Source organism: Agrobacterium deltaense RV3 (assembly GCF_900013505.1).
GTDB lineage: Bacteria > Pseudomonadota > Alphaproteobacteria > Rhizobiales > Rhizobiaceae > Agrobacterium > Agrobacterium leguminum.
Map to the genome: position 1 here is coordinate 133695 of NZ_LT009745.1, position 21889 is coordinate 155583.

Genomic DNA, 21889 nt, shown 5'->3' on the forward strand with positions numbered 1-21889 from the left:
AATGGCTGAGGTAACGAACATTCCCAATCCCGGCCACACATCGTCATGGTATGCGGCCTCGGCCAATGTCAAAACCGTGCGGCCGACGCTCGAAGGCGGGCTGGACGCCGATGTCTGCATCATCGGCGGTGGCTTTACCGGCATTTCCGCCGCGCTGGAACTCAGTGAGCGCGGCTATTCCGTCATCGTTCTGGAAGGCGTCCGCGTCGGCTTCGGCGCTTCGGGTCGCAATGGCGGCCAGATCGTCAACGGCTATAGCCGCGATCTCGAAACCATCGCTGGCCGCTATGGGCATGACAAGGCGGTGAAACTCGGCGAAATGTCGCTTGAAGGCGGCGCGATCATCCGCAACCGCATCGCCAAATACGCCATCGATTGCGATCTCGTCGATGGCGGTTTCTTCGCCGCCTTCACGCCGAAACAGATCCGCGAGATGGAGGCTCACAAAACCCATTGGGAGAAACACGGCCATGGCGGGCTCGAAATGGTCTCGAAGGCGGATGTCGGCAACTATGTGAAGACCGATCGATATGCCGGCGGCATGATCGACCGCTTCGGCGGGCATATCCACCCGCTCAATCTGGTGCAGGGCGAAGCGGCGGCGGCGGAAAGCCTCGGTGCTCGCATATTCGAAAATTCGCGGGTCATTGCGGTGGAGCAGGGCGCAAACCCCGTGGTGCGCACGGCAACAGGCAGCGTCAAGACGAAATATGTCCTCGTCTGCGGCAACGCCTATCTCGGCAAACTCTTGCCGGAAATCGGCGACCGCATGATGCCGGTCTCAAGCCAGGTCATGGCGACGGAGCCGCTCGATGCCGATCTGATCGAGGCCCTTCTGCCCGCCAATTATTGCGTCGAGGATGCCAATTACATTCTCGATTATTACCGCCGCACCTCGGATAACCGCCTGCTCTACGGCGGCGGCATCGGTTATGGCGGCAGCGATCCGGCTGACCTTACGGGCGTGATCCGCCCGAACATGCTCAAAACCTTCCCGCAACTGGAAAAAACGAAGATCGACTTTGCCTGGAGCGGCAATTTCGCGCTGACCCTGACGCGCATTCCGCATATGGGCAGGCTGTCGGACAATATCTATTTCTCGCATGGCGACAGCGGCCATGGTGTGACGACAACCCATCTGCTCGGCAAGATACTGGGCGAGGCCGTTGCCGGCCACGCCGAACGTTTCGATATCTGGAGCTCGCTGCCGAATTATCCGTTCCCCGGCGGCAAGACCTTCCGGGTGCCGCTGACCGTGCTTGGCGCATGGTGGTACGGCCTGCGCGACAGGCTCGGATTTTAGAACGTCACCGTCTTCAAACCGGAAAGTGCGTTATTCGCAATATCCTCCGGTGTGGCATCGATGCTGACGGTCACGACACCCGGTTCGCCGGTCGGCACTTCCAGCGTGGCAAGCTGGGTTTGAAGCAGCGAAAGCGGCATGAAATGGCCCTTGCGTTCGCCCATGCGCCGGCTGAGAAGCTCCAGGCTGCCATCCAGATAGACGAAAGCCAGCGGGCCGCCAGTGGCCTTGCGAAGCCGGTCACGATAGATTTTCTTGAGCGCCGAGCAGGAAACGACGACACCGTTGCTTTCGCTGCCCTTGCGCAGTTCCGCGCCGATAAGATCGAGCCAGGGCCAGCGGTCTTCGTCCGTCAGCGGAATACCCTCGGACATTTTATCGACGTTGGATTTCGGGTGAAGCTTGTCGCCCTCTATGAAAGCAACGCCCAGTTTCTCCGCCACTGCTTCCGCGACCGTGGACTTGCCGGAGCCGCTCACTCCCATCACGACAATTGCCTGTGTCACCCGAACCTCGAATGTTTCTGTTTCGACGGTCAGCCCCTACCATGTGCGGCATGTATCGGGAATATAAAAATGCGGGGCTTGCCTGTGTCAGTGCCCGGTTTTGCGCGCCGCACTCTTCTCCAGGGCGGAAAAGGCAGCGTGAATCAGGATCGCCAGCGCCGCAACGATCAGCCCGCCCTGAAGAATGAAGGCCAGATTATTGGATTGCAGGCCGGCAATGATCACTTCGCCGAGGGTGCGCGCCGCGACGGTCGAGCCGATGGTCGCGGTCGAAAGGCTGATGACCGCCGAAAGCCGGATGCCGGCGAGAATGGCTGGAAGGGCAAGCGGCAACTCCACTTTGACAAGGCGTTGCCAGCCGGTCATGCCGCTGCCTCTCGCGGCATCCATCACCGCGGCGGGCAGGGTTGTAAGACCCGTCAGCGCATTTTCGAATACCGGTAAGAGCGCATAGAGAAACAGGGCAATGAGCGTTGGTTTTTCGCCAAAACCGATCATCGGTACGGCCAGCGCCAGCACCGCTACCGGCGGAAAGGTCTGGCCGATATTGACGATGCTGCGCGACAGCGGCAGGAAATCCGCCCCGAACGGCCGGGTGACGAGAACCGCGAGCGCTCCCGCCGTGAGCGTGGCCAGCCCCGTGGCAATCGCCACAATGGTCAGATGCGACAGCGTGAGGGAAAACAGATTGGCCTGCGTGTAGATTGCCGGCGCATTGGCCTGCACGAGAGGGCGGAACAACGGTGCGAAGACCTGTGGCACGGCAAGGAAGATGGCCAGCGCCAGCGTCAGGAAACCGAGGGCAAACAAGGATAAGGCGTTTTTCATGGGGCTCCGGCGGCACGCTGGAGGAGAACGTCACGCCGAACCCGGCCGGCGGGTTGCCCATTGTCCCTGACGACCGGCAAGGCATCGCAGCCCGCCCATAACATAGCCGACAGAGCGTCGCGCTGGCTTGTATGTTCGCTGAGCGGTTCGCCCTCTGCGTTTCCCGGCTCCACGACATCGGCAACGGAGAGAACGGACAGCAGTTTCAGCGCCCGTTCGTTTTCGCCGATCATGGTGCGCACGAAATCCGTCGCCGGTTTCAGCACCAGTTCGGCCGGCGGGCAGTCCTGCACGATGCGGCCCTTGTCCATCACGGCGATACGATCCGCCAGATGAAAGGCCTCGTCCATATCGTGCGTGACGAGAACGACGGTCACGCCGAGCTTTTTCTGGATATCGAGAAGATCGTTCTGGGCCTTGGCGCGGATCACCGGGTCCAGCGCGCCGAAGGGTTCGTCCATCAGAAGAATGTTCGGCTCGGCGGCCAGCGCACGCGCCACGCCGACACGCTGCTGCTGACCGCCTGAGAGTTCATGCGGGAAACGGTCGGCATAAAGCGCGGGATCGAGCTGGAAGAGCTGCATCAGCGCGTGGATCTTCGCCTCGATCCGCTTGCGATCCCAGCCGATCAGCTGCGGAACGGTCGCGATATTTTCGGCCACCGTCCGGTGCGGAAACAGGCCATGGCCCTGAATGGCGTAGCCGATCTGGCGGCGCAGCTTGAAACCGGGTATCGCGCTGACATCCTCACCATCGATACGGATCGTGCCGGAGGTGGGCTCCACCAGCCGGTTTATCATGCGCAGCAGAGTGGTCTTTCCCGAGCCGGAGGTGCCGACGATGACGGTGACGGTGCGCGGCGCGACAGTCAGCGATACCTGATCCACGACGGCTGCATCGCCATATCTTTTCGTGATGGTGTCGATTTCGATCATGCCTTTTGCCTTCCGCCTGCGCTGAAGAGATTGCTGTCGATGATGGCGTCGAGTGTCATCGCGGCCGCAAAGCCGAGAAGAACCGTCGGCACGGTGCCGAGCAGCACGAGGTCCATCGCTGTCTGCCCGATGCCCTGAAATACGAAAACGCCAAAGCCGCCGCCGCCGATCAGGGCGGCAATCGTCGCCAGGCCGATATTCTGCACCAGTACGATGCGAATGCCGGTGAGGATGACCGGCATGGCCAGCGGAAATTCCACCCGCAGCAGCCGTTGCACCGGCGTCATGCCAAGCCCGCGCGCCGCTTCCCGGACCGCCTGCGAAACACCGGAAAGACCGACCACCGTGTTGGAAACCACCGGCAGCAGCGAATAAAGAAACAGTGCCAGGAAAGCGGGCGCCATGCCGATGCCGGCAATGCCGACTCTCGCGGCACCCGGCACAGTGGCCGCGATCCACCCGAGCGGTGCGATCAAAAGGCCGAAAAGGGCGATGGAGGGAATGGTCTGGACGATGTTGAGGCTGTTCAGTACGCCTGCGCGCAACCGCTCGACCTTGTAACAGAGTATCCCCAGGGGGATGCCCACCACGGTCGCTGCGATCAGCGAGCCGATGGCAAGTTCCACATGCCGCAAAGCCTCGGTCCAGAATGTATCGGCCCGGCCGGTATATTCCTTGATGATGGAGAGGTCGTTCCAGAGGCCGCTTATCAGCACGGCAGCGAGCGCGGCGATGGCCACCAGCAGCAGCAAAATCCGGGCAGCGGGCTTCGGCTCAAGACGGGCAATACAATCCGTAGCGAGCAGAGCCAGCCCGGCAAATATCAGCCAGAAGCCGCTGGCAGGTGAAACGCGGGCAAAACCGTTGCCCTCCGGCATGAGGAAAGATGCCGCCTGCCCGACGAAAACCGCCAGTGCCGCAAGACCGGTGAGCGCGAATACGAGTTTCAATCGCGTGGGAAAGCGGAAAAAGGCGATGAAGGCCGAAAGAAGAACGATGGTGACGAGAACAGTTGCAGCCGAACCCGGAAGAGCTTCAAAGACCGTTCGTGTCTCGCCCTGAACGATCCGGTTGGCACGGAATGTCATGAAAGGTGAGGCAAAAAGCGCATAAAGAAGCAGGCACGAAATCACAACGCCCACTTTGTCAGGCCATTTCGTCAAATCCTGCTCCCCTGTCTTTTGGCCCGTGTATGATTTGGGAGGGGACCACAGGAACGCACCGGTTCCCGCAACCCCCTCCGGCACCGCGAGCGGCTACTTGACGAAGCCGTTCTTTGTCAGAAAGTCGAGCGCCACGGTCTTGGCCTGTTCGCCGCCCACCTGAACGCGGGCGTTCAGATCCTGCAGCGTTGCGAGATCGAGTTTTTCGAACACCGGTTTCAGCAGCTCTTCGATATTCGGGTGCTTTTTCAGAACCTCTTCGCGAATGATCGGCGCTGGCTGATAGACCGGCTGCACATGTTTGTCGTCCTCCAGCACCACAAGACCGGAGGGCGCGATGCCGCCATCCGTGCCATAGACCATGGCGGCATTGGCATTGTTGGTCTGGTTGGCGGCGGCGGCAATCGTGGCCGCGGTGTCGCCGCCGGAAAGCGTGATCAGCTGGTCAGGCTTCATGGTGAAGCCATAGGTGGTTTGAAATGCAGGGAGCGCGGCGGCGGAGTTGACGAATTCGGAAGATGCGGCAAGCACGACTTCGCCGCCATCGGCGACATATTTGCCAAAATCGGAAAGCGTCTTCAAATTGTTCTTGTCGGCGACATCCTTGCGCAGCGCAATCGCCCAGGTGTTGTTTGCCGGCGATGGCGTCAGCCAGACGATCTTGTTGGCATCGAAGTCGAGTGTTTTCGCCTCTTCATAGCCCTTGGCTGCATCTTTCCAGAGCGGATCGTCCGCCTTGGAGAAAAAGAACGCGGCGTTGCCGGTATATTCCGGATAGATGTCGATCTCACCGGCCGTTATCGCCTTTCGCACAACCGGCGTGGCGCCAAGCTGGATGCGATCCGTCGTTTCGATCTTGTTCTGGTTAAGGACGGCGAGGATGATGTTGCCGAGAACACCGCCTTCCGTGTCGATCTTCGACGACACGACCACCTGCGCCTGAGCGATGGAAACAGAAAGGGCAAGCGCAAGTCCGGCGCCCGTCAACGTCATCAAGCGGTTCATGAATGTTCCTCCGGTGGGTCAGCCTGCCGAACAGGCAAAAGATCGCCGCCGCAATTGCGGCCGAATATAAACGGCCGGGAGGAAAAATGGTTGCATGCCGTCTGCGTTTTCGCGCCGATGGCTCCGGCTACACGCCGACGGTCAGGTTTCGCCGTCGCGCTTGCGCGCATCCTTGCCCATGACCAGCGGCATTAGAACCGAAAGAAACAGGAGCCTGATGACGTGGTGGGAGCCGACATAGGCGGTATCGGCATGCATCATCACCGCCATCGCCGCCATCGTCTCCAGGCCGCCCGGCGAATAGGCGATCATGACGGCATTGAGCGGAACGCCGGTCACCCCGGAAATCATCCAGGCAATGCTTCCGGCGATCAGCATCACGGCGATGGTAACGACGAAGCCGGCCAGAAAGCCTTTCCGCACGTCCATCAGTGAGACATTCGAAAAGCGGGTGCCGATAAGGCAGCCGATCAGCACATAGACGGGCAGGCTGAGCCAGGTGGGAACGCCGCCTTCGGTAAGGCCGGTAATGTGGGTGCCGATGGAAATGGCGACGCCGCCAAGCAGCAGCGCGGCCGGAAACTTCCAGCGCAGGAAAAGCCAGCCGGTCAGAAGCGATGCGCCGATGGTCAGCGCCAGCGTGAAAAGGCCCATTGGCGGGTTGGCCACAAGCGGTTCCGTGCTGACGAGATCGAAATATTCGACGATCAGCGGCACGGAAAGCGTCAGTGCCAGCACCCGCACGCTTTGCACGATGCTGACGGTCGCAAGGTCGCTTTTCGTCTCGGCGCCGAGGCTGATGATATAGCTGAGATGACCGGGAGAGGCGCCCAGCATCGCCGTTGTCCGGTCGTAACCGAAGCCGTAATGCAGGATCCAGTAGGCGACATAGAGCATGATAACGACAGCGGCGAGCACAACGACGAAGCTCACGGGCCAGGTCTTTGCCGCGTCGATCACGGAGGGCGTCACGCTCGTTCCCATAGAAATGCCGACGACGACGAAACAGGCATTGCGGATGAAGGCGGGAACACCAAGCCTTACACCGGCCAGCCCCGTGATCGTCACCGCAAGTGCCGGGCCGGAAAGAAAAGGCGCCGGAATATCGATGAGGCTGGCGAGTAGCGCCCCTATGCTGCCGACGAGCGCGGTGAGTGCAAATGTATGGAATTCAGGCTTGATGATCATTGCGACGCTGATTGGTTGCTTGAAAAAGCTCGCGACCAAATGCGCCGCTTCCATTCGCGACGTCAACACGCAGGATCAAAAATATTACGTTTCATGCGTATTCTATAAAAGAAAAGCCCGTGGCCTGAAGGACACGGGCTATGGCAATTGCCGATGCGGCAATGGGATGATCAGGCAGCCGGAAGGGCGGCGATCTTCGGCATTTCCGTATCGAGGCCCAGCAGGAAGTTGATCTGGGGCCGAGCCTTGACGAGATCGTCGATCGAATATTCCGCCAGAACGTCGAAAAAGGCATTGAGCGCCTTGCGAAGGGCCGAGTTGAGGCCGCAGCTATCCACGAGCGGACATTCCACAGCACCGTCCTCGAAGCATTCGGCCATGGCGAAGCTGTCTTCAGTCACCTTCACTACGTCGAACAGGCTGATCTTTTCGGCGGGTTTGCCAAGGCGCACGCCGCCGTTGCGACCGCGCACGGTTTCCACCAGGCCCGCCTTGTTGAGCGGCTGCAGGATTTTGAACAGGAACAGCTCCGAAACGCCATAAGCCTTGGCGATCTCGGGAATGCGGCTCAGATGGCCTTCATTGGCGGCGCAATACATCAACATGCGAACGGCATAGTTGGTCTGTTTGGTCAAGCGCATGCTGGTCTCCTAACTCTCAATGTGGAGTTATATAGTCTCTTTTTCAGTTTAGAACAATTCCAGAAACTGAAAAAACTGGCACCCATCCGATATTTCTCGAACAGCCTTGTTGACCGTCCGGATGATTCATGAACAAACAAGTCAAGAATCGGAATGTAATGGAGGCATTCATAATGGCAAGCTTGAAATCATACTTTTCCGCTGCCGTTTTTTCAGGGTTGACGATCCTTGTCGCCGCGCCCGTCGCTCTGGCAGAAGGGGAGGTTAACGTCTATTCCTATCGCCAGCCTGAATTGATCCAGCCGCTGCTCGATGCTTTCACGAAGGAAACCGGGATAGAGGCGAATGTGCTTTTTCTCGATAAGGGGCTGGTGGAACGCATTCAGGCCGAGGGCGTCAATTCGCCCGCGGATGTGCTGCTGACGGTCGATATCGCCCGTCTCGTCGAGGCGAAGGAGGGCAAGGTTACCCAGCCGGTGCTCAACGATCCCGTCATCGAAAAGGATATTCCCGCCAATCTGCGCGATCCCGAGGGCGAATGGTTTGGTCTCACCACGCGCGGTCGGGTGGTCTATGCGTCGAAGGAGCGGGTGACCCAGAAGGACATTACCTATGAGGAGCTTGCCGATCCGAAATGGAAGGGCAAGATCTGCATTCGCGACGGCCAGCATTCCTATAATATCGCGCTGATCGCCTCGATGATTGCCCATCACGGCGTCGATTATACCCGCACATGGCTGACCGACCTGAAGAACAATCTCGCCCGCAAGCCTGACGGAACCGACCGCAGCCAGGCGAAATCGATCTTTTCCGGTGAATGCGACATCGCGCTCGGCAACACCTATTATGTCGGCCTGATGCTGACCAATGATCGCGAGCCGGAAGAAAAGGAATGGGCTGGATCGGTGCGGGTGATCTTCCCCAATGCGGGCGATCGCGGCACACATGTAAATATTTCCGGCATGGCGCTGACGAAGTACGCCCCCAACAAAGACAATGCGCTGAAGCTTATGGAATTCCTGGCCTCCCGCGAGGCGCAGGAAATCTATGCCAAGCAGGTCTTCGAATATCCGGTGCTGCCCGGCGCGGAGCCATCCGATGTCGTGAAGGGCTTCGGCCCCATCAATCCGGACAAGCTGCCGCTGACGGACATAGCCGCCCATCGCAAGCAGGCGTCCGAACTGGTGGATGAAGTGGGTTTCAACGACGGCCCGACCAACTGATCCCGGCGCAGCCCTTACCGCCCAGCCGAAATCAAATAAAAAGCCCCGCTGTTTTTCCAGCGGGGCTTTTGCTTGTGTACCGGCTTCCCGGCTTACTTCATTGTCGGCATCACGAATTCAGCGCCCGACTTGATACCCGACGGCCAGCGCGAGGTGATCGTCTTGGTCTTTGTCCAGAACTTGATCGAATCCGTCCCGTGCTGGTTGAGGTCGCCGAAGCTCGAAGCCTTCCAGCCGCCGAAGGAGTGATAGGCAAGCGGAACCGGGATCGGAACGTTGACGCCGATCATGCCGATATTGACGCGGCTTGCGAAGTCGCGGGCGGCATCGCCGTCGCGGGTATAGATGGCAACGCCGTTGCCATATTCATGCTTCATCGGCAGTTCCAGCGCGTCTTCGTAATTCTTGGCGCGAACAACGGAGAGAACGGGTCCGAAGATTTCCGTCTTGTAGATGTCCATGTCAGGGGTCACGTGGTCGAACAGGCAGCCGCCGACGAAATAGCCGTCCTCATAGCCCTGCAGCTTGAAGTCGCGGCCATCGACCAGAAGCTTCGCACCCTGTGCGACGCCGCTGTCGATCAGGCCCTTGACGCGCGTCTGCGCTTCCTTGGTGACGAGCGGACCCATATCGGCCTTGTCGTCGGTATAGGGGCCGATTCTCAGGCTTTCGATCTGCGGAATGAGCTTTTCGACGAGACGGTTTGCCGTCTCCTCACCAACCGGAACCGCAACGGAAACAGCCATGCAGCGCTCGCCCGCCGAACCGTAACCTGCGCCCATCAGCGCGTTTACCGCCTGGTCGAGATCGGCATCCGGCATGATGATCATGTGGTTCTTCGCACCGCCGAAGCACTGCGCGCGCTTGCCGTTCATGGCGGCCGTGCCATAGACGTAACGGGCGATCGGCGTCGAGCCGACGAAGGAGACCGCGCCGATATCGGGATCGGTCAGAATGGCGTCGACAGCGCCCTTGTCGCCGTTGACGACGTTCAGGATGCCGGCCGGAAGACCGGCTTCGATCATCAGTTCGGCAAGACGGATCGGCAGCGATGGGTCGCGCTCGGAAGGCTTGAGGATGAAGGCGTTGCCGCAGGCAATTGCCGGCGCGAACATCCACATCGGGATCATGCCGGGGAAGTTGAACGGGGTGATGCCCGCGCCGATGCCAACCGGCTGGCGGATCGAGTACATGTCGATTGCAGGGCCGGCGCCTTCGGTGAATTCGCCCTTCTGCAGGTGCGGAATGCCGCAGACGAATTCGCAGACTTCGAGGCCGCGCACGATATCGCCCTTGGAATCTTCAACGGTCTTGCCATGCTCGCTGGAGAGCAGCACTGCCAGTTCGTTCATGTCGCGGTTCAGAAGTTCGACGAACTTGAAGAAAACGCGGGCGCGACGCTGCGGGTTGGTGGCGGCCCATTTCGGCTGCGCAGCCTTGGCGCTCTCCACGGCGGCGCGCAGTTCGGCGTCGCTTGCAAGCGCGACAGTTGCCTGAACTTCGCCGGTGGCCGGGTTGTAGACATTCGATGTGCGGCCGCTGGTGCCCGGCACATGCTTGCCGTTAATGAAATGACCAATTTCCTTCATGGGTTTTCCTCCAGAATGTGATGGCGCAGCATTACCTTTCGATTTGCACAAATCAATCGCCTGAAATAAGCATCCATTGTGCAAAAATAGACACAAAGAGGGTGCCGTGAACTGGGATGATGTGCGTTTGTTTCTAAGCGTCGCTAGAAGCGGCCAGTTTCTTTCGGCGGCCAGAAAGCTTGGCGTCAACCATGCCACCCTCAGCCGGCGCATTTCCGCACTGGAAGCGGCCATCGGCACGCAGCTCTTCCTGCGCAGCACCAATGGCTGCGAGTTGACCGAAGAGGGGCAGCGCCTTCTTGCCGGCGCCGAGCGCATGGAAACCGAAATGCTGAATGCCCAGGCAAATCTCGGCCGCGTCGATACGGCGGTGGCGGGAACGGTGCGCATCGGCGCGCCGGATGGTCTCGGCGTCTCCTTCCTCGCGCCGCGGCTCGGCCGGCTGACGGCGCGTTATCCCGATCTGAAAATCCAGCTCGTGCCGGTGCCGCGTTCCTTCTCACTGTCGCAGCGTGAGGCCGATATAGCCATCACCATCGAAAGGCCGGAGCAGGGCAGGCTGATGTTTTCAAAGCTCACCGACTATTCGCTGGGCCTCTATGCCTCGGCGGATTATCTGGCCGATTATGGAACGCCTGATGATGTCGAGGCGCTGAAGCGCCACCGGCGGATCGGCTACGTGGAGGACCTGATCTTTTCGCCTTCACTGAACTTTACCGGTGAGATCATGCGCGACTGGGACGCCGCCTTTGAAATCTCCAGCGCCACCGGGCAGACCGAGGCGGTGCGTTCCGGTGCGGGCATCGGCATCCTGCACAATTACATCGCCGGGCAATATCCCGAACTTCTGCGGATCATGCCGCACCTCACCATCAGCCGGTCCTACTGGACCGCCTATCACGAATCCGCCCGTCAACTGGTCCGCGTCCGCACGGTGGTCGATTTTCTCCAGGAACTGGTGGCCGAAGAACGGCGAATCTTCACCTGACATCCAACACGCCGACATTATTAGTACTATTAATTATTCCGGCCCGGCAGTTCGGGGCTTGACAAAGGATGGCAGGCTGGACGACCAATGCAGCCATTGGGAGAGATCGGAACTGACATGTCTATGATACGTAAGCTTTCGCCGACTGGCCTCGGCGTGGCCGTCATGCTGCTTGGAATGCTGCTTTTCGCACTGAACGACGCCATGGGGAAATGGCTCGTAGCCACCTATAGCCAGGGTCAGGTGATCCTCATTCGCAGTGCGGCGGCGCTTATTATCCTCGTTCCGATCGTCTGGCGTGCCGGCCTCTCCGGCCTTGTCAGAATTGAACGTCCCGGCCTTCAGTTTGCGCGCGTTTTCTTTTCCACCGCAGAGCTTTTCTGTTTCTATTTCGCGGTCGCGGCCCTGCCGCTCGCCGATGTCATGACCTATTGGCTGGCCGCCCCCATCTATGTGGCGGCGCTCTCGCCGTTTCTGCTCGGAGAAAAAGTGGGCTGGCGTCGCTGGACGGCCATTGCCATCGGTTTTGTCGGCGTTCTCATTGCGCTCAAACCCAGTTCGGCAAGCCTCACCTCCGCAGCATTGTTTTCGATCCTCGGCAGCGCCGCCTTTGCCTTCATGATGTTGTCTGGCCGCCAGCTGCGCAATACGCCGGATACGGTGCTTGCCTTCTGGCAGATCATCGGTGCGGCGCTTGCGGGCATTGTCGCGGTATTCCTCACGCCATCGGGATGGCTGCCGGTTCAGTCCAGTTTCGATCTCGCCTTCCTCGGCCTGCTCGGCGTCGTCGCCATGACGGCCCATGTGCTGGTCAACCGGGCGCTTAAACTCGCCGATGCCGCCACCGTCGCGCCGCTGCAATATACGCTGTTGCTCTGGGCGGTAATTTTCGGCTGGCTGTTCTTCGGCGACGTGCCGCAGACGAGTATCGTCGTCGGCGCGGGTCTGATCGTTCTTTCCGGCCTTTATATCTTCTTCCGCGAAAATACTCTCAAACGCCGCCGCGAAACCGCTGAAGATCTGGCCGCAGAGCAGGTTTGATCTTCCTCAAGGCCTTGATCACGATCACGGGACTTGACGAAGGCGTGATCTTCAGGGAGTAAGAAAGAGCCCTGCGATGATTTGTCTCGCAACGGCAGAGGAAACAAAGGTGCCGGGCCCCTCTGGCGAGAGTTTTACGGCGCTCTCGCGATGTCGGTACCGCCTGCAAAAATTGGCCGGCGGATTAAAAACTATGAAAAACCTGAATGTGCTTCGCGCGCGTGCTTTCTGCGTGCGGCCTGACGCCCTGCGTCGGCCCCTGAACGCCCTCTTTATGGGAGGCGACCGGACATGAGCGCTGCCCAGAAAAACACGCTTACCTACTTCAAGTGGGCTTTTATCGTCACCGTGGTCGGTTTGATCCTCGGCGGTTATCTCGGTTGGGAAATGACCGGAACGGTCGGCGGTACGGCGACGATCTTCTTCATCTGCGTCGTGCTGGCGGTGCTGGAAATCTCGCTCTCCTTCGACAACGCCATCGTCAACGCCAATAAGCTCAAGGATATGACACCGGTCTGGCAGCATCGCTTCCTGACCTGGGGTATCCTGATTGCCGTTTTCGGCATGCGTATCGTCTTCCCGCTGCTCATAGTCGTCGTCGCGGCCAATGTCGGCCCGTGGACGGCGATTGTCATGGCGGCCACGCAGCCGGAACGTTACGCGGAAATCATGCGTGACGCCCATCTGCCGATTGCGGCTTTCGGCGGCACCTTCCTGATGATGGTCGGTCTCAACTTCTTCTTCGACCATGAAAAGGACGTGCACTGGGTGCGCTGGATCGAGGAAAAGGCTGCAACCTATTCCTCCGTCAAGGGCATCGAGATTGCCTTCGTGCTGGTCGTCATGCTGATCTTTTCCCGCATCATCGGTGCTAGCGACAATCCGGAACTTGGTCCGGTCGCGGCCAACACCTTCTTCCATTCGGCGATCTGGGGTCTTTTGACCTTCCTGCTGGTGGAAGTCGTCGGCGGCATTCTCGACCGCAGCCAGGAAATGCTGGAAGGCGCGGCGAAAGGCGGCTTCGGTGCGTTTCTTTATCTCGAAGTGCTGGATGCCAGCTTCTCCTTCGACGGCGTTATCGGCGCTTTCGCGCTGACGCAGAACCTCTTCATCATCGCCATCGGGCTCGGCATCGGCGCCATGTATGTGCGTTCGATGACCATCATGCTGGTCGAGAAGGGAACCCTGGCCGAATATCGCTATCTGGAGCACGGTGCCTTTTATGCAATCCTTATCCTGTCCGTCATCATGTACGTGCAGACCATGGTGCATATACCGGAGGTCATCACGGGCCTTGGCGGCGCGGGCCTGATCGGCATCTCGCTCTGGTCGTCGATCCGCTATAACCGGCGACAGAATGTCGATGCGGTCGAGGCTGCGCGCGGCGCGGAGATCTGATCCGCATTTACCCATGCCTTCCGCTGTCGCGGCGGAAGGCAGTTTTTAATCATTGAATTATTTTTTGCCTGTTTTTGTTGCTAGTTGTCCTTTGCGGAAAATTTCGCCACAAGGCGGAGTTCATGCCTTAAGTTGCTGTTTTTACGGGTATTTGTGCGCTGCATCAAAACTGGCACGCTTCCTGCATCCCATTCTGCAAGTCCAGAGGGGACATTATGGCTCGAAAACGGGTCAACAAATACCGCCGCGCCGCGCGATCTTTCTGATCTGCGCCGTGCGGCGGTTCTGTTTGTGCGGGATGGTTCTTGAGTTTTCCGTTCGGTTGAATGAAAACGATAAGACAACGACTGGAAGGGTCACGGTTTGCCTGCACAATTGTCGCCCACGGAGGCACTGGGTCTCTGGCATCGTGTATCCACGGCGCAGGTCATTGACGATCAGCCGGATTTGACCTTGCGTCAAACCGCCATCCTGCTGCAGATTTATCTCGTGCCGCCGCCGCACACCGTGCGCGGTATCGCCGCCATGCTGGGTGTGACCAAACCGGTTATTACCCGCGCCCTCGACAGTCTGGGTGCTCTCGGACTGGTCGACCGGGTTCGGGATGAGCGGGACAAGCGCAATGTCGTGATAAAACGCACGGTGGCCGGTGCGCTTTATCTGGAAAAATTCGGCGATCTGATTATTGATCAGGCACGCAAGATCTAACCTCTGGATGTGAAACCCATGATGCTCGACCGCCGCCTGAATGTCTTCCGCTCCGATCTCGCCGATGAAAAGCTGCAGGGCGTGGTGCAGGCCGAGCGTTTTGTCAGCGGCTCGCCCGCGCAGATCGCTGTGCCGGTTGTTGGCCTGCGGCCGACGCCAGACCTTGCCGCCGGCATCGATACCGAGCTGCTGTCTGGCGAAACCATCCGTGTTTTCGAGCACGCGAACGGCTGGGCATGGGTGCAGGCGGATGCAGATGGTTATGCCGGCTATGTGCCGGAAACGGCGATTGGCGATGTCGTTGTCGCCACACATCGGGTGATTGCACCGCGCACTTTTCTCTATCCAGCCGCTGAATTGCGCAAACCGCCGGTCGCCGCGCTGTCCATGGGCAGTCTCATCCGCATCGTCGGCGAGGCGGAGACACGCGGCACCCGTTACCTGCTGACCGAAAAGGGCGAAGGCATCATCGCCGCCCATTGTCGCGCCGTGGATGAGGCGCTTGAAGAGGATTATGTGGCGGTAGCACTGCGCTTTATCGAGACCCCCTATCTCTGGGGCGGCCGTTCCGGTTTCGGCATCGATTGCTCCGGCCTCGTGCAGCTTTCCATGGCCATGGCGGGCCGGCGGGTTCTGCGCGATACCGACATGCAGGTGAAGTCGCTCGGCGTCGAAATAGAGCGGGATGAATTGCGCCGCGGCGATCTCGTCTTCTGGAAGGGCCATGTCGGCCTCATGGAAAACGAGGGAGTTCTGCTGCATGCCAATGGCCATACGATGAATGTCGCACGCGAAAATCTCGATGCGGCCATCGAGCGCATCGGCTGGCTTTACGAAAAGCCGACGGCTTTCCGCCGCCTGGAAGACTGAAAAGGCGGCTTTCACGAAATTGTGCCTGTACGGCCCTTTGTGCGAGAGCCGCCGACAGCCTACATCGGTTGGATGATGGTTCGGGACCGACATCGATGAAGACAAGAACGGCGACACGATTGGCAGCGATCCTCGCGGCGGTTTTGCTGAGCGCGTCGGCGCAGGCGCAGACTGTTTTCCAGAATGGTTTTGCTCCCGCGCCGGATGCCTATGCAAATCTGCCAGGCGTCAAGGATCCGCGCACGCTGCAGCCAAAGGTCCGTTACAATTGCCACAGCGCTCTTGGCTCGACCGGATATTCGCGCGGCCCCTACCGGAATGTTTTTGGCAGCCGTGGACTTCCCGTTCAGGGTTACCGTTGCACCGATGAAAACGGAATTTCCAGCTTCGGCGGCAGAAACCCGGTTTCCAAGGACTGGTATCCCGGCATAAACCCCGTAGACCCGACCTTCTGAGGCGGCATCGCTCCAGCAGCGGACCGAAAACCCCATTGCGCTCTTCGGAAAATCGATGCGCGGGCGGTGGCGGCGGGCATTTGCCTGGCCGGTGCTCTGGACTTGTTGTCGCTTTTTCAGATAAATCTTCCGCATGACAGGTTGATACCTGCCGGGGTGCGGAGTGACATCGGCTATTCTGACCTTTGGCCGATATTGGGGAATGCGAGTATGACGAAGACCGATATAGCCACCCGTGTCCATAATCATACCTGGAAACTCGACCCTATCGTCCGCAGCCTGATCGATACGGATTTCTACAAGCTCTTGATGTTGCAGATGATCTGGAAGCTCTATCCGGAGGTCGACGCGACGTTTTCGCTGATCAACCGCACGAAGACGGTGCGGCTGGCGGAAGAAATCGACGAGATGGAGCTGCGCGAACAGCTCGATCATGCACGCACCCTGCGTCTTTCCAAAAAGGAAAACATCTGGCTTGCGGGTAACACGTTTTACGGCCGCTCGCAGATTTTCGAGCCGGAATTCCTCTCCTGGCTGTCGAGCTATCAATTGCCGGAATATGAGCTTTTCAAGCGCGACGGGCAATATGAGCTGAATTTTCATGGCCGCTGGATGGACACGACGCTCTGGGAAATCCCGGCGCTCGCCATCATCAACGAGTTGCGCTCGCGCAGCGCCATGCGCTCGCTCGGTTATTTCACGCTCGATGTGCTTTATGCCCGCGCAAAGGCCAAGATGTGGGAGAAGGTGGAGCGGCTGCGGGAGCTGCCGGGCCTGCGCATTTCCGATTTCGGCACCCGTCGCCGCCACAGCTTCCTTTGGCAACGCTGGTGCGTCGAAGCGCTGAAGGAAGGCATCGGGCCCGCCTTTACCGGTACGAGTAACGTCCTGCTCGCCATGGATTCCGATCTCGAAGCCGTCGGCACGAACGCGCATGAACTGCCGATGGTGGTCGCGGCGCTGGCGCAGACGGATGAGGAGCTCGCCGCAGCACCCTATCAGGTTCTGAAGGACTGGAACCGGCTTTATGGCGGCAACCTGCTGATCGTACTGCCGGATGCCTTCGGCACGGCGGCTTTCCTGCGCAACGCGCCGGAATGGGTGGCAGACTGGACGGGTTTCCGTCCCGACAGTGCGCCGCCGATCGAAGGTGGGGAAAAGATCATCGAGTGGTGGCAGAAGATGGGCCGCGATCCGCGCAAGAAGATGCTGATCTTCTCCGACGGTCTCGATGTCGACGCCATCATCGATACCTACAGGCATTTCGAAGGCCGTGTCCGCATGAGCTTCGGTTGGGGCACCAACCTCACCAATGATTTTGCAGGTTGCGCGCCAAAAACCATCGCCAGCCTCAAGCCGATTTCCATCGTCTGCAAGGTGAGCGACGCCAATGGCCGGCCGGCGGTGAAGCTCTCGGACAATCCGCAAAAGGCCACCGGCGACCCAGCCGAAGTGGAGCGTTACCTGAAGTTCTTCGGCGAAGAGGACCATAAGGAACAGAAGGTTCTGGTTTAGAGCTTTTGTGGAGCCCGGTTTTCCGCCCGGAAAATGCTCTGAATTGAGAACGGGCGCTCCGGTTGAGGAAGCGCCCGTGGAAGCCTGCACCTATAAGCAGATTACTTCGCAAACTGATGTGCGATGTAATGGAAGAGTGCGCGGATACCCTGCGCCTCCCCGCCGATCGATGAATGATGCCTCTCGCTCAGAGACCAGCCGTAAATATCGAAATGCGCCCAGCGCCTGGTATTGGTAACGAAACGCTTCAGGAACAGGGCGGCGGTGATCGATCCGCCCATGCCGCCCGAAGGCGCGTTGGTGATATCGGCTGCGCGTGAGCGGATATCCTTGTCGTAGCCCATATAGAGCGGCATGCGCCACAGCGGATCGTCCGTATCGATGCTGGCTTCCGCGATATCATGCGCCAGATCCTCATCATCAGTGTAGAAGGGCGGCAGATCCGGGCCGAGCGCGACGCGTGCGGCACCCGTCAGCGTTGCCATGTCGATCATCAGGTCCGGCGCATCTTCGTCCGCATAGGCCAGCGCATCCGCCAGAACAAGACGGCCTTCAGCGTCGGTATTGTCGATCTGCACCGTCAGCCCCTTGCGGCTGCGGTAGATATCGCCGGGGCGGAAGGCATTGGAGGAGATGGAGTTTTCGACCGCGGGCACGAGAACGCGAAGATCGACCGGCAGCTTCGCATCCATGATCATCAGCGCAAGGCCGAGCACATTGGCCGCGCCTCCCATATCCTTCTTCATCAGCGCCATGGAGGCGGCAGGTTTAATATCGAGGCCACCTGTATCGAAGCAGACGCCCTTGCCGACAAGGGTGAGGCGCGGATTGCCCTTCTTGCCCCAGTTCATCTCCAGAAGCCGCGGCGCGCTTTCGCTGGCCCGGCCGACAGCATGGATCAGTGGTAAGTTTTCCTTGAGCAGATCATCGCCGGTGGTGACCTTCACCTTTGCCTTGTAGTGGGCGGCAAGCGCGCGGAAGGCAATCTCAAGCTCATCCGGTCCCATATCGTTGGCCGGAACATTGATGAGGTCGCGCGCAAGGAAAACGCCGGCCAGAACGCGCTTGATCTCGCCGTCTTCCGCATCCTGCGGAATGAGAAGCTTTGCCCCGTTCGTCTTGGTGGTCTTGTATTTGTCGAAGCGGTAGCTGCCGAGACCGAAACCGAGAGCGAGGCGATTGGCCGTCAGGGGTGCGGTCTCGATGTGCCATTCGCCTTCCGGCAGTTCACGGGCGAGTTTCCCGGTGATGAAGGGGATTTCCGAGGGATTGCCGCCGAGGCCGAGAAGCACGCCGCCCAGCGAACCATCGGCGGAAGGAACGAGCAGGATGGCGCCTGCCTCCGCCTTGAACCCCGCCTTCTTCGCCCAATCCAGAGCGACAGGGTCGATGGCGCCCTGTTCGATATGGGCCGGTGTGACGGCGAAAACCGGCAATGTGCTGCCGGCCTTGGAGCTGAAAGGGGTCGGGCGTTCGATGAACTGATAGGGCGCCATTGTATGCTTCCGTAAATGTCGAGAATCGGTGCGATTAACGCTCTGTTAGGGTTAACAGATTATTGCTTAAGCGAAAGTTGCGTCATGTGAGTCTGTCGTGTGTCGGGCGCAAGATCGATCATTCTTGGGCGGGGGCGCTGCCATGACTGCATTTTCTTTGGAGACAGGCCGAACAGGGTTGCTACGGGGAGCATGTCTTGCCGCATTGGTTCTTGCGGTTTCGGGATGCGCGAGCACCAACAAGCCTGATCGCATGTCCACCGGCTCCATTCCCGCCGCCACGCGCTCCTATGATCACATGAACATGGAGCAGCTTCGGCAGGCGGAGGAGAGCGCCGGCAAAGCCTATGAACGCAGCCCCAAGGATAAATCGGTCGGCATGAATTATGCCAGCGTGCTGATGATGACCGGCAAGAACACACAGGCTCTCGCCGTCATGCAGCAGATCGCCATCGCCAATCCGGCCGACCGCGATGTCCTTGCCGCCTATGGCAAATCGCAGGCCGCTGCCGGCCAGCTGGAACAGGCGCTTTCGACCATCCAGCGGGCGCAGACGCCGGACAGGCCCGACTGGCGGCTTTATTCCGCCGAGGGCGCCGTGCTCGATCAGCTTGGACGCTCGAACGAGGCGCGTTCCCGCTACAGGCAGGCGCTTGACCTGAAGCCGAACGACCCGAGCGTATTGTCCAACCTCGGCATGTCCTATGTCCTGTCGAGTGATCCGCGCACTGCCGAAACATATCTGCAATCCGCCATCGCCCAGCCGGGCGCCGATAGCCGCGTTCGCCAGAACCTTGCGCTCGTGGTCGGTCTACAGGGCCGCTTTGCCGAAGCCGAGCGCATCGCGGTTCAGGAACTCTCGCCACAGCAGGCACAGGCAAACCTCACCTATCTGCGTGCCATGCTTTCGCAGCAGAACTCCTGGCAGCAACTGGCGAAAAAGGACGGCAAGCCGGCTGGTTGATACGCTTTCGCAGGTATAGAAGGGTTGCCCTGATCGAACGATTTCCGGTTTCGCTCCTGCGCGTTTCCGTCGTTAGAACGTGTCGGCGACACGAATGCCGGCAGGCCCGAGAATAACGGCGATGAGAACCGGCAGGAAGAACACTATCATCGGTACAGTCAGTTTGGGCGGCAGCGCTGCGGCCTTTTTCTCAGCTTCATTCATTCGCTCGTCTCGACCTTCCTGCGCCAGAACACGCAGAGCCTGTGCGAGCGGCGTGCCATATCGTTCCGCCTGGATGAGGGCCTGCACCACGCTTTTGACACCGTCCAGTTGTGTGCGCATACCAAAATTCTCAAGCGCGACACGCCTGTCCTGAAGGAAGGACAATTCCGCTGTCGTCAGGATCATTTCTTCCGCAAGTTCAGGCGACTGTTCTCCCATCTCTTCCGCCACGCGGCGCATGGCCGCTTCCATCGAAACACCGGATTCGATGCAGATCAGCATCAGATCAAGTGCATCTGGCCAAGCCCGCTTGATCGAGACCTGTCGCTTGGTCATGCGGTTAGAAACGTAGATATTGGGAGCATAAAAGCCGATATAGCCGAAAAGAAGAACGGCCATCAGTCGAATGAAGAAGGCTTTATCCGCAAGATTTCCGAGAACGAAAATCCAGGTGAATGCGACGGCCAGAAAAATGAACGGCAATATGAATCGGGCGGCAAGAAATGTATTAAGCGCATTTTGCGAACGAAAACCGGCCGCTCGCAGCTTGTTCATTGTGTTCTTGTCGGCGAGCGCTTCCTGGAGATTGAATTTTTCGACGATTCGCCGTGCGGACTTGTTGTTGTTGCCACGCAGGGAGGCCTTGCCGTCTCTGGTTGCAGTTGCCAGACGCTCGCGCTCGCGGCTGCGAATAAGTTCCCGTTCGGACGATACGGCCTTCATTCGCTTGGCAAAGTCCTTTCGTTCGAAGAAAGGCGTAATGAGCGTATAAAGGGTGGCGAAAACTGCCACTGTTACGAGAATCGCAATGATAGTTTGCGGATTCGTCAGGTCTGAAAGGAGATTTCCCGTCATCGGTGACCTCAAATATCGAAATTGATCATTTGGCGCATGATGAAAATTCCGATGAGCATCCATAGTCCGGATGCACCCAGAATGATGTGCCCGCGCATATCCGTGAAGAGGACTGCAAGATAGTCGGGCGATGTGAAGTGCACCAGCAGCATCACAATGAAAGGCAATGCGCCGATAATGACGGCCGACGCTTTTGCCTCCATCGATAGAGCGTTCACTTTGGCGCGCATTTTCTTTCGGTCACGCAATACCTTCGAAAGGTTGGATAAAGCCTCCGAAAGATTGCCGCCTGCCTGTGCCTGGATATTGATGACGGTGCTGAAGAAGCTGACTTCGAAAAGCGGCATGGTCAGCATCATGCGCTCTATCCCTTGGGGAATCCCGATACCAACCTGCTGCGCATCTACGACCCGCTGAAACTCTGTTTTCACCGGCTCCTGACCATCCGACGCGATCAGTCGCACGGCGTCATTCAGCGGCAATCCGGATTTGATTGAGCGGCACATGACATCCAGCGCATTGGGAAACTCCTCAAGGAATTTTTTCTGCCGGCGCTTGAGGATAAACGCCAATACCCAACGGGGCAGCCCTAAAGCTACCACTGCGCCTATGAGCAGGGCGGTTATTAATGATAGATCATATAGAAGCGCGATCAGAGTGGCGAAAGCCGAAGCACCTGCGCTCACGAGATGAAATTGCCGAACGGAGATTGCCAGCCCAGCCTGCACGAGTTTATCGCGCAGGCTGACATTCTTCGCTTTTTTCGCCTTTTCATTTTGTTTCTTTTCCATATCCCGCAGGCTGTCCTGCATGGATTTGCGGCGCTTGCTGAGTTCCTGGACCCGATCGCGTGCAGCTTTGATATTTACGTGATCCGTCTCTGCCGCCTGCACCCGCTTGAAACGGCTTGTGGTCTTTTTCTCGACCTCTATTTGCTGGAAAAGAAAGACGTAGGCGAGTGCTCCTGCCGAGATGGCGACAAGTACGGCCAGTAACGCTATTGTCGGGTCCATG

Annotated in this window: 21 protein-coding genes; 10 read left to right on the forward strand and 11 right to left on the reverse strand. The window is 58.9% G+C overall.

Going from position 1 to position 21889, the window contains the following annotated elements:
- The first annotated feature begins 1 nt into the window (after position 1).
- Positions 2-1303 (forward strand): NAD(P)/FAD-dependent oxidoreductase, encoded by a 1302-nt coding sequence (locus AGR7B_RS00645; protein WP_162934003.1) that lies wholly within the window; start codon positions 2-4, stop codon positions 1301-1303.
- Here AGR7B_RS00645 and AGR7B_RS00650 read toward each other — a convergent pair.
- The 7 genes from AGR7B_RS00650 to rirA form a co-directional block, all read right to left on the reverse strand.
- Positions 1300-1788 (reverse strand): gluconokinase, encoded by a 489-nt coding sequence (locus AGR7B_RS00650; protein ID WP_162934145.1) that lies wholly within the window; start codon positions 1786-1788, stop codon positions 1300-1302. The two genes, AGR7B_RS00645 and AGR7B_RS00650, sit on opposite strands and share 4 nt — an antisense overlap.
- A 108-nt stretch (positions 1789-1896) precedes the next feature.
- Complete coding sequence (locus AGR7B_RS00655; RefSeq protein WP_080855782.1) at positions 1897-2637, reverse strand: ABC transporter permease; 741 nt, start codon at positions 2635-2637, stop codon at positions 1897-1899.
- Complete coding sequence (locus AGR7B_RS00660; protein WP_080855783.1) at positions 2634-3572, reverse strand: ABC transporter ATP-binding protein; 939 nt, start codon at positions 3570-3572, stop codon at positions 2634-2636. The genes AGR7B_RS00655 and AGR7B_RS00660 overlap by 4 nt, the downstream gene beginning before the upstream one ends.
- Complete coding sequence (locus tag AGR7B_RS00665; protein WP_162934004.1) at positions 3569-4735, reverse strand: ABC transporter permease; 1167 nt, start codon at positions 4733-4735, stop codon at positions 3569-3571. Before AGR7B_RS00665 ends, AGR7B_RS00660 begins: the two co-directional genes overlap by 4 nt.
- A 93-nt stretch (positions 4736-4828) precedes the next feature.
- A complete protein-coding gene (gene osmF, locus AGR7B_RS00670) occupies positions 4829-5740 on the reverse strand; it encodes a glycine betaine ABC transporter substrate-binding protein OsmF (protein WP_003524447.1) in 912 nt (303 codons plus the stop codon).
- Positions 5741-5881: 141 nt separating this feature from the next.
- A complete protein-coding gene (locus tag AGR7B_RS00675) occupies positions 5882-6928 on the reverse strand; it encodes an AbrB family transcriptional regulator (RefSeq protein WP_080856934.1) in 1047 nt (348 codons plus the stop codon).
- A gap of 170 nt (positions 6929-7098) precedes the next feature.
- Positions 7099-7569 (reverse strand): iron-responsive transcriptional regulator RirA, encoded by a 471-nt coding sequence (gene rirA, locus AGR7B_RS00680; RefSeq protein WP_059759126.1) that lies wholly within the window; start codon positions 7567-7569, stop codon positions 7099-7101.
- Positions 7570-7742: 173 nt separating this feature from the next.
- Between rirA and AGR7B_RS00685 the strand changes: the two genes are divergently transcribed.
- Entirely contained in the window at positions 7743-8792 is a 1050-nt protein-coding gene (locus tag AGR7B_RS00685; RefSeq protein ID WP_245317682.1) for a Fe(3+) ABC transporter substrate-binding protein, read from the forward strand.
- Positions 8793-8884: 92 nt separating this feature from the next.
- Here AGR7B_RS00685 and AGR7B_RS00690 read toward each other — a convergent pair whose 3' ends face one another.
- A complete protein-coding gene (locus tag AGR7B_RS00690) occupies positions 8885-10381 on the reverse strand; it encodes a CoA-acylating methylmalonate-semialdehyde dehydrogenase (RefSeq protein WP_003524451.1) in 1497 nt (498 codons plus the stop codon).
- Between the two features lie 106 nt (positions 10382-10487).
- Between AGR7B_RS00690 and AGR7B_RS00695 the strand changes: the two genes are divergently transcribed.
- The 7 genes from AGR7B_RS00695 (at position 10488) to pncB (ending at position 17356) form a co-directional block, all read left to right on the forward strand.
- On the forward strand, positions 10488-11369 hold the full coding sequence (locus AGR7B_RS00695; RefSeq protein WP_080855785.1) for a LysR family transcriptional regulator: 882 nt from the start codon (positions 10488-10490) through the stop codon (positions 11367-11369).
- A gap of 123 nt (positions 11370-11492) precedes the next feature.
- The gene (locus AGR7B_RS00700) at positions 11493-12410 is read left to right on the forward strand and encodes a DMT family transporter (RefSeq protein WP_121490394.1); all 918 of its coding nucleotides are present in this window, start codon (positions 11493-11495) and stop codon (positions 12408-12410) included.
- Between the two features lie 291 nt (positions 12411-12701).
- Positions 12702-13808 carry a DUF475 domain-containing protein gene (locus AGR7B_RS00705; protein ID WP_065654712.1) on the forward strand — a complete coding sequence of 369 codons (1107 nt, stop codon included), beginning with the start codon at positions 12702-12704 and terminating at the stop codon, positions 13806-13808.
- A gap of 363 nt (positions 13809-14171) precedes the next feature.
- On the forward strand, positions 14172-14516 hold the full coding sequence (locus tag AGR7B_RS00710; protein ID WP_080855786.1) for a MarR family winged helix-turn-helix transcriptional regulator: 345 nt from the start codon (positions 14172-14174) through the stop codon (positions 14514-14516).
- Positions 14517-14534: 18 nt separating this feature from the next.
- A complete protein-coding gene (locus AGR7B_RS00715; protein WP_080855787.1) occupies positions 14535-15386 on the forward strand; it encodes a C40 family peptidase in 852 nt (283 codons plus the stop codon).
- A gap of 95 nt (positions 15387-15481) precedes the next feature.
- Complete coding sequence (locus AGR7B_RS00720) at positions 15482-15841, forward strand: hypothetical protein (protein WP_078051538.1); 360 nt, start codon at positions 15482-15484, stop codon at positions 15839-15841.
- Between the two features lie 210 nt (positions 15842-16051).
- Positions 16052-17356 carry a nicotinate phosphoribosyltransferase gene (gene pncB, locus AGR7B_RS00725; protein WP_065654709.1) on the forward strand — a complete coding sequence of 435 codons (1305 nt, stop codon included), beginning with the start codon at positions 16052-16054 and terminating at the stop codon, positions 17354-17356.
- A gap of 101 nt (positions 17357-17457) precedes the next feature.
- Here the strand turns inward: pncB and AGR7B_RS00730 are convergent, their stop codons facing one another.
- Positions 17458-18852, reverse strand: coding sequence for a leucyl aminopeptidase family protein (locus AGR7B_RS00730; protein ID WP_035264577.1), 1395 nt, complete (start codon positions 18850-18852; stop codon positions 17458-17460).
- A gap of 142 nt (positions 18853-18994) precedes the next feature.
- Between AGR7B_RS00730 and AGR7B_RS00735 the strand changes: the two genes are divergently transcribed.
- A complete protein-coding gene (locus AGR7B_RS00735) occupies positions 18995-19816 on the forward strand; it encodes a tetratricopeptide repeat protein (protein WP_080855788.1) in 822 nt (273 codons plus the stop codon).
- A gap of 72 nt (positions 19817-19888) precedes the next feature.
- On the opposite strand, the gene AGR7B_RS00740 is transcribed toward AGR7B_RS00735, so the two are convergent.
- Complete coding sequence (locus tag AGR7B_RS00740) at positions 19889-20875, reverse strand: type II secretion system F family protein (RefSeq protein WP_065654708.1); 987 nt, start codon at positions 20873-20875, stop codon at positions 19889-19891.
- An 8-nt stretch (positions 20876-20883) separates the two neighbouring features.
- Entirely contained in the window at positions 20884-21888 is a 1005-nt protein-coding gene (locus AGR7B_RS00745; RefSeq protein WP_080855789.1) for a type II secretion system F family protein, read from the reverse strand.
- Position 21889: the final 1 nt, after the last annotated feature.

Coding starts and splice junctions, on each gene's coding strand:
- AGR7B_RS00645 (WP_162934003.1), top strand. CDS start 2: ATGGCTGAGGTAACGAACATTCCCAATCCCGGCCACACATCGTCATGG.
- AGR7B_RS00650 (WP_162934145.1), bottom strand. CDS start 1,788: ATGGGAGTGAGCGGCTCCGGCAAGTCCACGGTCGCGGAAGCAGTGGCG.
- AGR7B_RS00655 (WP_080855782.1), bottom strand. CDS start 2,637: ATGAAAAACGCCTTATCCTTGTTTGCCCTCGGTTTCCTGACGCTGGCG.
- AGR7B_RS00660 (WP_080855783.1), bottom strand. CDS start 3,572: ATGATCGAAATCGACACCATCACGAAAAGATATGGCGATGCAGCCGTC.
- osmF (WP_003524447.1), bottom strand. CDS start 5,740: ATGAACCGCTTGATGACGTTGACGGGCGCCGGACTTGCGCTTGCCCTT.
- AGR7B_RS00675 (WP_080856934.1), bottom strand. CDS start 6,928: ATGATCATCAAGCCTGAATTCCATACATTTGCACTCACCGCGCTCGTC.
- rirA (WP_059759126.1), bottom strand. CDS start 7,569: ATGCGCTTGACCAAACAGACCAACTATGCCGTTCGCATGTTGATGTAT.
- AGR7B_RS00685 (WP_245317682.1), top strand. CDS start 7,743: ATGGCAAGCTTGAAATCATACTTTTCCGCTGCCGTTTTTTCAGGGTTG.
- AGR7B_RS00690 (WP_003524451.1), bottom strand. CDS start 10,381: ATGAAGGAAATTGGTCATTTCATTAACGGCAAGCATGTGCCGGGCACC.
- AGR7B_RS00700 (WP_121490394.1), top strand. CDS start 11,493: ATGATACGTAAGCTTTCGCCGACTGGCCTCGGCGTGGCCGTCATGCTG.
- AGR7B_RS00705 (WP_065654712.1), top strand. CDS start 12,702: ATGAGCGCTGCCCAGAAAAACACGCTTACCTACTTCAAGTGGGCTTTT.
- AGR7B_RS00715 (WP_080855787.1), top strand. CDS start 14,535: ATGATGCTCGACCGCCGCCTGAATGTCTTCCGCTCCGATCTCGCCGAT.
- AGR7B_RS00720 (WP_078051538.1), top strand. CDS start 15,482: ATGAAGACAAGAACGGCGACACGATTGGCAGCGATCCTCGCGGCGGTT.
- pncB (WP_065654709.1), top strand. CDS start 16,052: ATGACGAAGACCGATATAGCCACCCGTGTCCATAATCATACCTGGAAA.
- AGR7B_RS00730 (WP_035264577.1), bottom strand. CDS start 18,852: ATGGCGCCCTATCAGTTCATCGAACGCCCGACCCCTTTCAGCTCCAAG.
- AGR7B_RS00735 (WP_080855788.1), top strand. CDS start 18,995: ATGACTGCATTTTCTTTGGAGACAGGCCGAACAGGGTTGCTACGGGGA.
- AGR7B_RS00740 (WP_065654708.1), bottom strand. CDS start 20,875: ATGACGGGAAATCTCCTTTCAGACCTGACGAATCCGCAAACTATCATT.
- AGR7B_RS00745 (WP_080855789.1), bottom strand. CDS start 21,888: ATGGACCCGACAATAGCGTTACTGGCCGTACTTGTCGCCATCTCGGCA.